Consider the following 14,034-nt stretch of genomic DNA (forward strand, 5'->3'; position numbering starts at 1 on the left):
GGTTACTCGTCTTTGAATCGTTTCATTTGTTACGATTCAAATTACCCTCGTAAACGGGAGGGTGTCAAGGCGTTTCCAGCACATTGACGTCAGCCAGCGGAGATCGGAAAGCATGTCCCAGACAGCCAGCATCAAAGACGTTGCCACGCACGCCCAGGTAGCAGTGGGAACTGTTTCCAATGTGCTGAACTATCCGGACAGGGTTTCGCAGAGGACCAAGGAACGCGTCCTTAAATCCATCGCCGAACTCGGCTTCGTCCGCAACGATGCCGCCCGCCAGCTCCGCGCAGGCCAGAGCCGGACCATCGGATTGATTGTGCTTGACGTTGGAAACCCCTTCTTCTCCTCAGTGGCCCGTGCCGCGGAGGATGCTGCTACGGCGCTGGGGAGCGTGGTCCTTGTGGGCGACAGCGGTCAAGACTCCTCCCGCGAAGCCCATTACATGGACCTTTTCCAGGAGCAGCGCGTGCAGGGCCTGCTCATCTCACCCGTGGGTGACGTGGGGGAGCGCATCGACACCCTGCGCGAACGTGGCGTGCCCACTGTTCTGGTGGACGAACTTGCAGATACCGAGCGCTGCAGCTCAGTGTCCGTGGATGACCAGGAAGGTGGGTATCTGGCCGCCAAGCACCTGCTGGACCTGGGCCGCCGTCGTCTGGCTTTTGTTGGTACGCCCTCCATCCGCCAGGTAGCCAGCCGCCTCAAGGGTGCACAGCGTGCCGCGGCCGAGGTGTCAGGGGCCAGCGTTGAAGTCCTCGACTCCGCCGGGCAGACCGTGCTTGCAGGCCGACAGGTGGGTAACAGCCTGGTGGAACGCGCCCCCGAACTTCGGCCTGAGGCAGTCTTCTGCTCCAACGACCTCCTGGCGCTCGGCGTCATGCAATCCCTGACGATGCTGCGGACTGTCCGGATCCCCGAAGACATCGCGCTCATTGGTTACGACGACATCGACTTCGCCATCTCCGCAGTGGTGCCGCTGTCTTCCATCCGGCAGCCCACAGAGGCGCTGGGCAGGACAGCGATCGAGTTGCTCGCCGAGGAACAGGACAACGGCGGGACCAAGCACCGGGCAGTCGTGTTCACGCCCGAGTTGGTGGTCCGCCAAAGCACCGCGGGCTCAGTTGGGTAGCTACAGCGCGTAGATGCTCCACGACGCCGTGTGTGACGCGCCGGGTTCCAGCCGGATCAGGTCCCGGCCGCTGTTGAAGGCATCCGGCGGACACGTCATGGGCTCCACGGCCAGGCCGATTCGGCCCGGGATCGGTTCCGGCTTGTCAGCCGTATGGATCTGCAGCCACGGGCAGCTCTCGTCCCAGGACATCCCGACGCCGGAACCTCCGACGCCGGTGCCCGCCGGGTCCCGCAAGGAAAGCCGCGCCAGCCCGCCGTCGAACGTTATGTCGGTAAAGGCGTGGTCGATCTCGGTGCTGCCGATGGCGCGCGGGGAACGGAAGTCGAAAGCGTGATTTTCCACTGGCACAGTGCCGACGGGCAGGAGCCTGTCCGGGGTGACCTCGAGGAACGAATCGGCGGCAAACTCCAGGACCCACTCATCCAGCGGTGAAGAACCGGCCACGAGGTACGGATGCGGGCAGACGCCGTAGGGGGCAGCGACGTCGGCGGCGTTCCGGGCTGTCACGGAGCTATGAAGCCCGGCGTCGTCCAGCGTAAACCGTGCCTCAAGCTCCAGAGCGAAGGGGTAGCCCGCCGTCGGGCCCACCGTGCACGTCAAGGTGAGCGACCCGGCGTCGGACTCCTTCCGCGTCCAGTCGAGCGGGAAGGCGAGCCCGTGCAAGGCAGTGGCACGTTCGGGTTCGTTGACTGGAAGCTGATGCTTGGTGCCATCGAAAACGTACGCGCCGTCAGCAACCCTGTTGGGCCACGGGGCAGCAATGACGCCACGGTAGTCCGGGATCGGCCCGCCGGCGGGGAACGGGACAACCAGGTCCCGGCCCTCAAACTGGAGAACACGAAGGGCAGCCGCGCGGGCGGTCACAACAGCCGTGTAACCGCCCGCGCCCAGCGTGAATTCAGTGCTCACAGGCCGCCGGCCAGCTTGTAGTACGCGGCGTTCCAGTTGAGTTCCTTCTTGAACTGTTTGATGGTGGTGCCTTCGTCGATGGTGAGGAGTTCGGTCTTGGCGATTTCGGCGAAGTCCTCGAACACGTCCAGGCCCACCTGCGTGGACAATACCGTGTGGTGTGCGGCGCCGGCGGTGAGCCACGCGGCGGCAGAGGTGGCGAAGTTGGGCTTCGGCTCCCAGAGTGCGCGGGCCACGGGCAGGTTGGGGAGCGGCTGGTCGAGGTCCACCACGTCCACCACGTTCGCCACCAGGCGGAACCTGTCGCGCATGTCGGACAGCGCAACCACGATGCCGGGGCCGGCGTCGGTGTCGAAGACCATGCGGACGGGATCTTCCTTGCCCCCGATGCCCAGCGGGTGGATCTCTACACGCGGCTTTGTGGCGGTCAGCGACGGGCAGACCTCCAGCATGTGCGCGCCCAGGATCTTCTCGCTCCCAGGCTCCAGATGGTAGGTGTAGTCCTCCATGAGCGACGCGCCACCGGGCAGGTCGCCGCCCATGACCTTGGCGGCACGGACCAGGATGGCGGTCTTCCAGTCTCCCTCGGCGCCGAAGCCGTACCCGTCGGCCATCAGGCGCTGGACAGCCATGCCGGGGAGTTGGCGCAGCTCACCCAGGTCTTCGAAGGACGTGGTGAACGCTGCAGAACCGTTGGCTTCCAGGAAGCTGCGCAGTCCCAGTTCGATCTTGGCGCTGTAGCGCAGCGATTCGTGGCGGGCGCCGCCTGCTTTTAGCTCGTCAGCCACCTCGTAAAGGCGCTCGTACTCGGCAACCAAGGCGTCGACGTCGGACTCTGCGGCCGTGTGGACAGCCTCGGCGAGCTCGTTGACGGACCAGGTGTTCACCGAGACGCCGAAGCGCAGCTCGGCTTCGGTCTTGTCACCTTCGGTGACGGCGACGTTGCGCATGTTGTCGCCGAAACGGGTCAGCTTCAGCGTGCGGACGGCGGCCCAGCCGGCCGAGGCGCGCTGCCAGGCGCCCACTTGGCGGGCGACCTCCGGGTTGCTGACATGCCCGACGACGGTCTTCCGCGGCACGCCGAGGCGCGACTGGATGTACCCGAATTCGCGGTCGCCGTGGGCTGCCTGGTTCAGGTTCATAAAGTCGAAATCGATGTCAGCCCAAGGAAGGTCCCGGTTGGCCTGCGTGTGCAGGTGCAGCAACGGCTTGCGGAGCGCGTCCAGGCCCTGGATCCACATCTTGGCGGGGCTGAACGTGTGCATCCAGGCGGTCACGCCGATCACGGAGTCATTCGAATTGGCCTCCAGGGCGGTGCGGCGGATGGCGTCGGAATCGGTGAGGACCGGCTTCCATACGAGCTTGACCGGGACGTCGCTGCTGGCGTTCAGGGCGTTGGCAATCTCCTGCGACTGCGCTGCCACCTGCTTGAGGACATCCTCGCCGTAAAGGTGCTGGCTGCCGGTGAGGAACCAGACCTCGTACTGACCCAGGGACGTGTTGTTGGCGGATGGGTTGTTGGCGCTGGGCATTTTCGTGGCTCCTGGGTGTTCTTGGGTTGTCGAGCTGGCTTGTGACTGACCGCGTTAGCGGCCGTAAACGTTCTGGTATCGGTCGTAGAGGGACTCGATCTTGGCTGGGTCGATGGGTAACGGCTCACCGAGTTGACGGGAGATGTGGACCGTCCTGGCCACTTCCTCGCACATCACGGCGGCTTTGACGGCTTCGCGGGCGGTCTTGCCGATGGTGAACGGCCCATGGTTCTGCATCAGGACCGCGGGCGAGTTGGAGTTCTTGAGGGTTTCCACGATGCCCTGGCCGATCGAGTCGTCCCCGATCAGCGCAAACGGTCCAATGGGGATGGGGCCGCCGAATTCGTCGCCCATCATGGTCAGTACGCAGGGGATTTCTTCGCCGCGGGCAGCCCAGGCCGTGGCATAAGTGGAGTGTGTGTGGACCACGCCGCCTACCTCAGGCATGTGCCGGTAGACGTACGCGTGAGCGGCCGTATCGGAGGACGGGGAGAGGTCCGGGTTGCCCCAATCCACGGTGCCCGCGCTGCCGGTATTCATTCCCCGCACAGGTGTGCCATAAAGATCAGTGACCACCATGAGCTCCGGTGTGAGCTCGTCGTAGGAGACGCCCGAAGGCTTGATGACCATGAGATCGTGCCCGGGGATCCGGCCCGAGACGTTGCCCGCGGTCCACACCACCAGTTCGTAGCGGGTCAGCTCGGCGTGCAGCTCGCAAACTTCCTTGCGGATCCTTGCAATGGACTCCAGGAGGGCGCTCATGCGGAAGCTCCTTCGAGGGTGCTGGATTGGGTGGCCGCACCTTGTTGCCCCGAACCTTGGATCGCAGCGCGTTGAATGGCTTTGAGGCGGTGCATGACGTTGTTGGTGCCGCGGCCGAAGTAGTCGTGCAGGGCTTTGTATTCCTGGAAGAGGACCTCGTAGGCCGCCACGTTCTCGGGGATGGGGGTGTAGACCGCGCCGGGAGCTGCTGCCATGGAGGCTGCGGCTTCCCGGATGTCCTTGTACTTCCCGGCAGCGACAGCTGCGTGGATCGCCGAGCCCAGCGCAGGACCCTGCTCGGAGCCGATGGTGGAGAGCTGCAGGCCAGTGATGTCGGCGTAGACCTGCATCAGGAACTTGTTCTTCAAGAGCCCACCGGCCACGATGAATTCCTTAACCGGAACACCCGAATCGCGGAACGCGTCCACAATGGTGCGGGTGCCGAAAGCCGTGGCTTCCAGCAACGCCCGGTACGTGTCCTCAGGCTTGGTGGCCAAGGTCTGGCCTACCACCACGCCGGAGAGTTCGTGGTCCACCAGCACTGAGCGGTTGCCCGAGTGCCAGTCCAGCGCGATCAGGCCGTGCTCGCCGATTGCCTGCTTCTCCGCGAGTTCGGTCAGGTATTCGTGGATACCCAGGCCCTTGTCTGTGGCGGCCTGGTGGTACTCCGGCGGGACGCCGTTCTTGGTGAACCAGCCGAAAATGTCGCCAACTCCGGACTGGCCGGCTTCATATCCCCAGAGGCCGTCCACGATGCCGCCGTCAACGACTCCGCACATGCCGGGGACTTCGCGCAGCACGTCGCCGTTCATGACGTGGCACGTGGAGGTTCCCATGATGGCTACGAGCTGTCCGGGTTCCACGGCGTTCGCGGCCGGTGCGCTGACGTGGGCGTCAACATTTCCCACGGCCACGGCGATCCCAGCGGGGAGCCCGGTCCAGGCAGCCGCTTCTTCGGTGAGGTAGCCCGCGGCGTCGCCCAAGCGGCCGATCGTGTGTTCCAGCTTTTCGGACACGAAGCCCTTGAAATCGGGGTTCAACGCCGCTAGGAAGTCCTCGGACGGGTACTTTCCATCCTGGTAAATGCCTTTATAGCCGGCGGTGCAGGCGTTGCGGACGTAGCTGCCGCAGAGCTGCCAAACGATCCAGTCGGCCGCCTCAACCCAGTGATCCATGGCGCCATAGACTTCCGGATCTTCCTCAAGAAGCTGAAGTCCCTTGGCGAACTCCCACTCGGAGGAAATCAGGCCGCCGTAGCGGGGAAGCCAGGACTCGCCCTGTTCTTCAGCAAGCTTGTTGATGCGGTCAGCCTGCGGCTGGGCTGCGTGGTGGCGCCAAAGCTTCACGAATGCGTGGGGCCGGTCCGCGAAGCGTTCCAGTTCGTTCAGCGGCGTGCCGTCTGCCGTCGTCGGAACCATGGTGCAAGCGGTGAAGTCGGTGGCGATGCCTACCACATTGGCCGGGTTGATTCCGGCGTCTGTGACGGCGGCCGGAACGGCACTGCGCAGTACGTCACGGTAGTCGTTGGGGACCTGAAGGGCCCAGTCAGCCGGGAGGCGCTGGCCGGAACCGGGGAGCTTTTCCGACACGACGGCGTGCGGATACTCGAACACGCCGCTGCCAAGTTCTGCCCCGTCCGATACGCGGACGACGACGGCGCGCCCGGACAAAGTGCCATAGTCCACGCCAATGACGAACTGTTCGTCCAGCGGAAGGAATTCAGAGGTATTCATGGGTCTCCATCCGGCTGGCCAAGGCCTCTTTGCCGGGGGTCGGGGTGGAAAAGTGAAGAAGGTCTGATGCAATTGTTAGCGCTCACAACTTCGATGTCAAGAGCTGTTCGCGTGGAATGGGCACTGACGAAGGAAGCTGGCCCCGTACGCTCCCAACCAGGTCGCAATAGATGCCGTTCTGAGCACTCATAACGGCATCTTCTGCTATTTACTTGGGGAGGCGATGCTTAGTCGGCGAGGAGGGCCGTGGTGGAGCGGATGACCAGGCGCGGCGTGACGGTGGCTGCCTCGACGGTCGTGCCGCCGTCCAGCCGATCCAGGAGCAACCTGATGCAGCGCTGGCCGAGTTCCTCAAAGTCCTGCGCCACTGTTGTCAGCGGCGGGATGAAGTAGGCGGACTCGGGTTGGTCATCAAAGCCCACAACGCTGATGTCGGCGGGGACTTGCACGCCTGTCTCGTTGAAAGCGCGCAGGACGCCGAGAGCCATCTGGTCATTGGCCACGAAGAGTGCCGTCACTGAACGGTCGGCGGCGATTTTCAGGCCTTCGCGGTAACCGCACTCAGCGCTCCAGTCGCCCTCGATCAAGGTTCCCGGTTCAAGCCCGGCCTCATTCAGCGCCTCCTGCCAGCCGTCGATACGGGCAGCGGCGTCAATCCAGTCAGCCGGCCCTGACAGGTGGCCAATGCGCTGGTGCCCCAGTTCCAAGAGGTGCTCGACGGCGAGCTTGGCGCCGTGACGCTGGTCGACTGTGGCACCGCTCAGGTGTTCGTCCCCGACTGAGCCCACGGCCACCAAGGGCACTTGAACGGTGATGTCCCTCAGGACATCGAAGGCGCCGGGGTGGGGCACGGTCACCACAATGCCGTCAACGCCCTGATCCATGAAGTGGGCGACCGCGTCCCTGATGGTTTCAGGGGTCACTTCGCGCAGAGCTGCGACACTGACAAAGTAGCCCGCATCCCGTGCCGCCTGCTGGACGCCGAGGAGCGTGTGGGACGGACCGTATTGGGCCATCTCGCTGCCGAGGACTCCAATGGTTTGGGAACGGCGGGTCACCAAGCTGCGTGCTGCCGTGTTCCGGCGATATCCCAGTTCCGTAATGGCATCTTCAACACGTTCGCGGGTCTTGGCACTGACGTTGGGGTGGTTGTTCAGCACCCGGGAAACGGTCTGGTGGGAAACCCCCGCCACGCGGGCAACGTCCTCCATGACAGGCGGACGGGCTGGTGCAGATTGATCTGAGCTCACCCTGTCACGATAGAGCACCGACAGCCACGATTAGCTCATGGCCACCTTGGCGGCGTATTGGCGGTACCTCGTCAGGAACGCGGCGGTCCCATCGATTTCCTGGGGCTTCACGTCCACGCCATCCAACGGCCATTCAGGCAACTGGCCTGTGAGGACGCCTGCCGCTTGGCGGGCAGCGCCGTCGGCGACATACTCGCCTGGGCGGGGTACGAATACCGGCAGTCCGAAGGCTGAAGCTGCAACCTGCTGGACGGCTGCCGATTGCGCGCCTCCGCCCACCAGGATGATGCGCTGCGCGGAGACGCCCTGTGCCTGCAGCGCCGCCAGCCCGTCCGCCAGTGAACACAGCACACCCTCTACTGCGGCCCGGGCCAGATTGGCCGGTGTGTAGTTGGAGACCGTGATGCCGTGGAGGGAGCCGGTGGCATCAGGCAGGTTGGGTGTCCGTTCGCCCTCGAAGTACGGCACCAAAGTCAACCCCTCGGCACCCTCGGGAGCGGAGAGCGCCAGGGTGCCCAGTTCCTCCAACCCCACGCCGAGCAGTGCGGCCGTGGCATCAAAGACCCGTGTCGCGTTGAGCGTGCAGGCGAGGGGAAGGAAGTTGCCCGTGGCATCGGCAAAACCGGCAACCAGCCCACTGGCATCCTGCCCCGGAACATCGGACACCGCGAACACGGTCCCGGAAGTTCCAATGGAAATGACAACGTCCCCGACGGCGGCGCTGACGCCCAGGCCTGCTGCGGCGTTGTCGCCTGCCCCGGGTCCGATCAAAGCGCCCCCGGGCGTCTTGCCCGCAACTTCCAACGGCCGGACCACGACGGGCAGGATGGGGACATGGCCGAGCGTGCTTTCGAGCACCTCCGGCAGATACTCGCCGTTGTTGGCCGAGAAGTAGCCCGTACCTGAAGCGTCGGACCTATCGGTACGGAGGAGCTCCAACGACTCTGGTCCGCTGCCTGGACCGTGCCCGGCCAGCCGCCAGGACAGCCAATCGTGCGGCAGGCAAACTGCCGCGGTGCGCCGGGCGTTCTCTGGTTCGTTCCGGGCCAACCAGCGGAGCTTGGTGGCAGTCAACGAGGCCACAGGCACGGTTCCGGTGCTGGATGCCCAGTACGTTGCCCCGGCACTGGCATCGCCGTCGCCGGCTTCAAGGATCAACTCTTCGGCGTCGGGCGCGGACCGGGTGTCGTTCCAGAGGAGGGCGGGACGAACAACGTTTCCGGAATCGTCCAGGCAAACCATCCCGTGCTGCTGGCCGCCCACGGAAACGGCGTCGACGTCGTCCAGTCCACCGGCCTCTCGGATGGCTTCCTGGAGGGCTGTCCACCAATGATCAGGATGGACTTCAGTGCCCTCTGGATGGGGTGCCCGGCCTTGGCGCACCAAGACGCCGGTGACGGAGTCGCGGATGACCACTTTGCACGACTGGGTGGAGCTGTCGATCCCGGCTACGAGAGGCATGCGTTTGTTCCTTTGGCGAACCGGCGCCGGGCCCCAAACCAAAGTTTGGCGGCCCGGCGGCGGGGCTGTGACGAGTGGGTGTGATTTAGCGGGCGCCGAGCAAGTGCTCGATGGCCAGCTGGTTGAGGCGGACGAAGGCGAACGAGCGTTCGGCGGCGTGATCGGCGTCGAACGTTTCGAAAGCACTGGCGTCAGCCAGCAGGTCCGCGGTGGTTTCTCCTGCGTTCAAGGTGGGCTGGCCCAATTCAAAGACACCGGAGGTGGCGAGGGCCTCCTGGACGGCGGGGTCCGCCCGGAAAGCAAGAGCGCGTTCCTTCAGCAAGAGGTACATGGACATGTTGGACTTGGCTGATTCCCATACGCCGTCGTAGCCGTCGGTGCGGGAAGGCTTGTAGTCGAAGTGGCGGGGGCCGTCGTACGTGGGTCCGCCGTTGGGGAAGCCGTTCTCCAACAGGTCCACCGTGAAGAAGGCGCTGGTGAGGTCGCCGTGGCCGAAGACCAGGTCTTGGTCGTACTTGATGCCGCGCTGGCCGTTCAAGTCGATGTGGAAGAGCTTGCCGGCCCACAGGGCCTGGGCAATGCCATGGGTGAAGTTCAGCCCGGCCATCTGCTCGTGGCCCGTCTCCGGGTTGAGGCCCACAATGTCGCCATGTTCCAGCTGGGCAATGAATGCCAGGCCGTGTCCAACGGTGGGGAGGAAGATGTCGCCGCGGGGTTCGTTCGGCTTCGGTTCCAGCGCAATCCGGAGGTCGTAGCCCTTTTCCTTGATATAGCCGGCCGCGGTGTCCACGCCTTCCTTCATACGGTCCAGCGCTGCGGACAGGTCCTTGGAGCCGTCATATTCGCTGCCTTCGCGGCCGCCCCACATCACGAACGTCTCGGCGCCAAGCTCGGCGGCGAGGTCGATGTTGCGCAGGATCTTGCTCAGGGCGAATCGGCGGATCGAACGGTCGTTGGAGGTGAAGCCGCCATCCTTGAAGACGGGGTGGCTGAACAGGTTGGTGGTGACCATCGGCGTCTTCAGGCCGGTCTCGGCCAGAGCTGCCTTGAAGTTCTTGAGGATGAGGTCGCGCTCGGATGCGGTGGCATCAAAAGGAATCAGGTCATTGTCGTGGAATGTGATGCCATAAGCACCAAGCTCACTGAGCTTGTGCACTGCTTCCACCGGGTCCAGGGCCGGGCGCGTGGCAACACCGAAGGGGTCGGCGCCGGTCCAACCGACAGTCCAGAGGCCAAAGGTGAAGCGGTCCTGCGGGGTGGGCTGCGGGGTCATTTTGCTCCTTTGCAAAGCACTGGGGGAGGAGGCGAAGAAAAGCACTCCAATTAGTTTTCAATCTGAACTATATGGGGGATGATGGATCATGGTCAATGGAAGCCAGCAACAATTTTTCAAATCCGCAGGGAGTCCCACGCCAGTGAACGAGTCAGCAGCGCCCGGCCGCGTCGGCGACGTCCGCCGTCGAAATCTTTCGCTGGTTCTGGACTCCATTGCGCGCACAGGCGATGCGAAGCCCAGCCGCGCGCAACTCGCGGCCGGCACGGGCCTGACCAAGGCGGCAGTCTCCAGCCTGGTGGCCGACCTGGTGGAATCGGGCCTTGTTTCTGAAGTGGGCCTCTACCGTGACGGCGAGCGGGGAAGGCCAGGCCAAGGGCTGGAACTCAGTTCACGCCGCGGCGTGGTGGGGATGGAAATCAACGTTGACTACCTGGCCGTGGGACTGGTGGACCTGGGCGGCAATCTCCGCTTCCATTCCACCGTAGAGTCCCGGAACCGGGGGATGGCGCCCGACGAAGTCATGGAAGGGCTGCGGGTCCTGGTGGCCGAAGCCGTTGCCGCCGCAGGGGCCGACAACGTCGCCATCCTGGGTGGAGGCCTGGCCGTCCCGGGCCTGGTGGATGAGCGGCGAAACATTGTCGTTTCCGCACCGAACCTGCACTGGGAGAACGAGCACCTGGACCCTGGTTCGTTGCTCGAGGGCGCACCGCTTGGCGTCCGGCTGTCCAATGAGGCCAATAGTGCCGCTCTTGGCGAGCTCTGGTACGGCAACGGCCCTGCGGACTTCCTTTACGTCTCCGGTGAGGTGGGTGTTGGCGGCGGCGTCATCATCGGCTCGGACCTCTACTTGGGGCCCGGGGGATCAGCGGGCGAACTGGGCCACATTGTGGTCCACCCGGAGGGGCCCGTGTGTTCCTGCGGTGGGGCGGGGTGCCTTGAAACCTTCGCCGGTCAGGAGGCCATCTTCGACGCCGCCAACATTCCCGAAGGCTCCCTCAGTGAGCGCACTGAGCAGCTTCTGGCCGCCTTGTCCGCCCAGGAACCGAACGCGTTGAAGGCAGTTCACGACGCCGGGCGGTACTTGGGCGTCGCGCTCGCCTCTTCAGCCCGATTGATGGATATTGACGCCATAGTCCTCGGTGGACACTTTGCCTTGCTGGCGGAGTGGCTGAGGCCGGCGTTGCTGGCCAGCTTGGAGCGCTACGCGCCTGGGCTGCTGGAGCCGAAAAACCTGACCGTATCCGGCCTTGAGCATTCCGGGACGCTCTTGGGCGCTGCGGGCCAAGTGATTCGGTCTGTGATTGAGTCGCCGTTCGAGTTCCTTTTGGCGAGCAAGCTGGCCTAGCCCGCTCGGAGGAGCAGGGTCTCAATCCTGCCGATCGATGGATTTGCGGCGCACCATCAGGGCCTCCATGCCGTCCAAGTAGCGCTCCAATGCAAAGCTGAGCTCGTCCCCGGCGTCTTCCATGACGGCAAGCTCAGGATCGCTGAACAGGCCCAGGACTTCCCGGTGTTTTTGGGGATCCAAAAGTTTGAAGAGCAAGCCCACGTAGGCTTCGAAGGCTGCCGGGGAATCGTTGTCAGCCACGTCGAGTTCCATCCGGGTGCTGGAACGCACCAGATTGGCCAGCATCAGGGCGGAATTGAGCTTCTCCGATGCCGTCAACGGAGTGGGGGCGAGGGCTCGTAGAAGCTGTTCCAGCCAAAGAAGCTCGTGCGGTGAAGCCGGCGGGCCGGTGACAGGGTAGTCGAGGATCCACGGGTGTTTTCGGTAACGCTGTTCTATGGCTTTGGCCCACGTGCGTGTGCCGGTCCGCCAGGAGGGCTCATCACTTTCGATGGCAGGGGATGCGGCAAAGTCCGGCTCACCGAATGCCGCGTCCACCATGAGCACCAGAAGCTCTTCCTTGGAGCGCAAATGGCGGTAGAGGGACATTGACGTAAATCCAAGGTCCTTGGCCACGCGCGCCATGGAAACGGCGGACAGCCCTTCGCTGTCGGCAAGACCGATGGCGGCCTTCACAATGCGGGCTGGGCTTAGCTCCGCTTTGGCGCCCCGGGTGGAGGGCCGTTCAAGGCCCCAGGCAATGGCGATGCCCGGAGGCAGTTTCGTGGCGTCGGGCTTCTTCTGTTGCATGGCTTCCTTCCTTCACAGCCAGCCTAACTGTTTCGGGTATACACAAATGAACTGTTTATGCTATAAACAGTTTATGCCGTAAACACGTGGAGGGATGGGCGATGAGTACTGGAGTGGCGCTGGATGTTTCAGATCTTCAAAAAAGCTATGGCGGAAAAGCAGCGCTGGATTGCGTCAGCTTGACGGTCCCGACAGGCAGCGTCTTTGCCCTGCTTGGGCCGAACGGGGCTGGTAAGTCGACGCTCGTGGGCATCCTCACGACGCTTCTGCGCGCCGACGGCGGGACGGCCACCGTGGGAGGGTTCGACGTCGGGCGTCAAGCCGCCGCTGTCAGGAACCTCCTCAGCGTCACCAGCCAGGCATCAGCGGTGGATGAGTTCCTCACCGGCAGGGAAAACCTGACGATGATCGGCCGCTTGCATCTCCTGGGCGGTGCGAAGGCCAGTGGTCGGGCTGATGAGTTGCTGCGGGACTTTGACCTTCAAGAGGCAGCAGACCGCAAGGTTTCCACCTACTCCGGAGGCATGGTCCGGCGCTTGGATCTTGCCATGAGCCTGGTGCGGCGACCGGAGGTTCTCTTCCTGGACGAACCCACCACGGGGTTGGATCCACGCAGCAGGCTGGCGGTGTGGAATGCCGTGCGGGGCTTGTCGCAGCAAGGCGTCACTGTGTTCCTGACTACCCAGTATCTTGAAGAAGCCGATCAGTTGGCGGACTCAATCGCCGTTTTGAACGACGGGCGCATCATGGCGCAGGGAACCGCAGAGGAATTGAAGCGGTTGGTGCCCGCCGGTCACGTGGAGTTCGGCTTCCAGGACCCGCAGGACTTCGGCAGGGCCTTGGGGCTGATCCGCACCGGGAGTGGAGGTGCGGGCGGGGCCCTGACCCATGATGCTGAACTCCTCACTGTCCGTATGGGAACCACTGACAGTGCAGCTGCCATCACCTCGGTTATTGCCGCCCTCGGCGCTGCGGGATGCACGGCCAGCAGTATTTCGATCATCAAACCCACGCTGGATGATGTCTTCCTGGCGTTGACGGCCAAGCAGGAGGCACGGTGATGACTGCGGCATCCCTCTACGTCACGAACACCGGAACCATGGTCAAGCGCGAACTCTTCCGCACCATGAGGGCCGTGGATTCCATCGTGATTTCCCTGATGGTGCCCGTGGGCATCCTGTTTGCCTTCGTCTGGGTGTTTGGCGGCGCCATCCAATCCGGCGGAGGCTACGTGAATTACGTGATGCCCGGGCTCCTGCTGATGTGTGCGGCCTTCGGCTCGTCGCAAACTGCCGTCAGCGTGGCCCAGGACATCAAGTCCGGCGTGGTGGACCGGTTCCGGACCATGCCCATTGCCGGCTCTACCGTCTTGGCGGGCCATGTGGTGGCCAGTACTCTGCGGAATCTGGCCACGAGTGCGGTGCTGGTGGCCTGTGCCCTTGTCCTGGGGTTTCGGCCACAGGCAACCCTCGGCGGTGTCCTTGCGGCGGTAGCGCTGCTCCTTGCGTTCATTCTCGCTTTCACGTGGCTTTCCACGTTGGCGGGGCTGCTCCTCAGCCCCGAAGCTGCCAGCGGGCTCACGAGCATCACCATTTTCCTGCCCTATGTCAGCAGTGCATTCGTAAAGCCTGAAACCATGCCGTCATGGTTGCAGGGCTTCGCCGAGCATCAACCGTTTACGCCGGTCACGGAGGCGTTGCGGGCTTTCCTGCTGGGTGGCGATGCTGGAGCCTCGGGTTGGCTTGCAGCGGCTTGGTGCCTCGGCCTTGGATTGGCAGGCTGGATGGGTGCCGCGATAATCTTCCGGGGTCGCAGGCGATAATTCGGCGTGGGTTCTTCCGC

The 14,034-nt window shown here is 63.9% G+C and carries 12 protein-coding genes; 4 read left to right on the forward strand and 8 right to left on the reverse strand.

The annotated features are described in order from the left end of the window. Positions 1-112 precede the first annotated feature (112 nt). Positions 113-1,129 (forward strand): LacI family DNA-binding transcriptional regulator, encoded by a 1,017-nt coding sequence (locus tag AB4Y77_RS07710; protein WP_442013474.1) that lies wholly within the window; start codon positions 113-115, stop codon positions 1,127-1,129. Here AB4Y77_RS07710 and AB4Y77_RS07715 read toward each other — a convergent pair whose 3' ends face one another. From AB4Y77_RS07715 to xylA, 7 genes are all read right to left on the reverse strand, one after another. Then, positions 1,130-2,041 (reverse strand): aldose 1-epimerase family protein, encoded by a 912-nt coding sequence (locus AB4Y77_RS07715; RefSeq protein WP_442013475.1) that lies wholly within the window; start codon positions 2,039-2,041, stop codon positions 1,130-1,132. Continuing rightward, on the reverse strand, positions 2,038-3,573 hold the full coding sequence (araA, locus tag AB4Y77_RS07720; protein WP_442013476.1) for an L-arabinose isomerase: 1,536 nt from the start codon (positions 3,571-3,573) through the stop codon (positions 2,038-2,040). The genes AB4Y77_RS07715 and araA overlap by 4 nt, the downstream gene beginning before the upstream one ends. Before the next feature lie 54 nt (positions 3,574-3,627). Next, positions 3,628-4,335: an L-ribulose-5-phosphate 4-epimerase gene (locus AB4Y77_RS07725; protein ID WP_311213952.1), complete on the reverse strand. Its 708-nt coding sequence runs from the start codon at positions 4,333-4,335 to the stop codon at positions 3,628-3,630. After that, positions 4,332-6,068 (reverse strand): ribulokinase, encoded by a 1,737-nt coding sequence (araB, locus tag AB4Y77_RS07730; RefSeq protein ID WP_442013477.1) that lies wholly within the window; start codon positions 6,066-6,068, stop codon positions 4,332-4,334. Before araB ends, AB4Y77_RS07725 begins: the two co-directional genes overlap by 4 nt. 227 nt (positions 6,069-6,295) lie before the next feature. Then, on the reverse strand, positions 6,296-7,279 hold the full coding sequence (locus AB4Y77_RS07735; protein ID WP_442013780.1) for a LacI family DNA-binding transcriptional regulator: 984 nt from the start codon (positions 7,277-7,279) through the stop codon (positions 6,296-6,298). A 69-nt stretch (positions 7,280-7,348) separates the two neighbouring features. Then, positions 7,349-8,779 carry a xylulokinase gene (gene xylB, locus AB4Y77_RS07740; protein WP_442013478.1) on the reverse strand — a complete coding sequence of 477 codons (1,431 nt, stop codon included), beginning with the start codon at positions 8,777-8,779 and terminating at the stop codon, positions 7,349-7,351. An 85-nt stretch (positions 8,780-8,864) separates the two neighbouring features. After that, positions 8,865-10,052: a xylose isomerase gene (xylA, locus tag AB4Y77_RS07745; RefSeq protein ID WP_442013479.1), complete on the reverse strand. Its 1,188-nt coding sequence runs from the start codon at positions 10,050-10,052 to the stop codon at positions 8,865-8,867. A gap of 142 nt (positions 10,053-10,194) precedes the next feature. Between xylA and AB4Y77_RS07750 the strand changes: the two genes are divergently transcribed. Further along, positions 10,195-11,400 carry an ROK family transcriptional regulator gene (locus tag AB4Y77_RS07750; RefSeq protein ID WP_442013480.1) on the forward strand — a complete coding sequence of 402 codons (1,206 nt, stop codon included), beginning with the start codon at positions 10,195-10,197 and terminating at the stop codon, positions 11,398-11,400. Between the two features lie 21 nt (positions 11,401-11,421). Here AB4Y77_RS07750 and AB4Y77_RS07755 read toward each other — a convergent pair whose 3' ends face one another. Then, positions 11,422-12,192 (reverse strand): TetR/AcrR family transcriptional regulator, encoded by a 771-nt coding sequence (locus tag AB4Y77_RS07755; protein ID WP_442013481.1) that lies wholly within the window; start codon positions 12,190-12,192, stop codon positions 11,422-11,424. Positions 12,193-12,293: 101 nt separating this feature from the next. On the opposite strand from AB4Y77_RS07755, the gene AB4Y77_RS07760 reads away from it, so the two are divergent. Together AB4Y77_RS07760 and AB4Y77_RS07765 are read left to right on the forward strand one after the other, a co-directional pair. Continuing rightward, complete coding sequence (locus AB4Y77_RS07760) at positions 12,294-13,253, forward strand: ATP-binding cassette domain-containing protein (protein WP_442013482.1); 960 nt, start codon at positions 12,294-12,296, stop codon at positions 13,251-13,253. After that, positions 13,253-14,014 carry an ABC transporter permease gene (locus AB4Y77_RS07765; RefSeq protein WP_442013483.1) on the forward strand — a complete coding sequence of 254 codons (762 nt, stop codon included), beginning with the start codon at positions 13,253-13,255 and terminating at the stop codon, positions 14,012-14,014. The genes AB4Y77_RS07760 and AB4Y77_RS07765 overlap by 1 nt, the downstream gene beginning before the upstream one ends. Positions 14,015-14,034: the final 20 nt, after the last annotated feature.

The organism is Paenarthrobacter sp. YAF11_1 (assembly GCF_052113445.1).
Classification (GTDB): domain Bacteria; phylum Actinomycetota; class Actinomycetes; order Actinomycetales; family Micrococcaceae; genus Arthrobacter.

What these genes read in the sequence shown, in the direction of transcription:
- AB4Y77_RS07710 (WP_442013474.1), top strand. Translation starts at nt 113, where the DNA reads ATGTCCCAGACAGCCAGCATCAAAGACGTTGCCACGCACGCCCAGGTA.
- araA (WP_442013476.1), bottom strand. Translation starts at nt 3,573, where the DNA reads ATGCCCAGCGCCAACAACCCATCCGCCAACAACACGTCCCTGGGTCAG.
- AB4Y77_RS07725 (WP_311213952.1), bottom strand. Translation starts at nt 4,335, where the DNA reads ATGAGCGCCCTCCTGGAGTCCATTGCAAGGATCCGCAAGGAAGTTTGC.
- araB (WP_442013477.1), bottom strand. Translation starts at nt 6,068, where the DNA reads ATGAATACCTCTGAATTCCTTCCGCTGGACGAACAGTTCGTCATTGGC.
- AB4Y77_RS07735 (WP_442013780.1), bottom strand. Translation starts at nt 7,279, where the DNA reads ATGGAGGACGTTGCCCGCGTGGCGGGGGTTTCCCACCAGACCGTTTCC.
- xylB (WP_442013478.1), bottom strand. Translation starts at nt 8,779, where the DNA reads ATGCCTCTCGTAGCCGGGATCGACAGCTCCACCCAGTCGTGCAAAGTG.
- xylA (WP_442013479.1), bottom strand. Translation starts at nt 10,052, where the DNA reads ATGACCCCGCAGCCCACCCCGCAGGACCGCTTCACCTTTGGCCTCTGG.
- AB4Y77_RS07755 (WP_442013481.1), bottom strand. Translation starts at nt 12,192, where the DNA reads ATGCAACAGAAGAAGCCCGACGCCACGAAACTGCCTCCGGGCATCGCC.
- AB4Y77_RS07760 (WP_442013482.1), top strand. Translation starts at nt 12,294, where the DNA reads ATGAGTACTGGAGTGGCGCTGGATGTTTCAGATCTTCAAAAAAGCTAT.
- AB4Y77_RS07765 (WP_442013483.1), top strand. Translation starts at nt 13,253, where the DNA reads ATGACTGCGGCATCCCTCTACGTCACGAACACCGGAACCATGGTCAAG.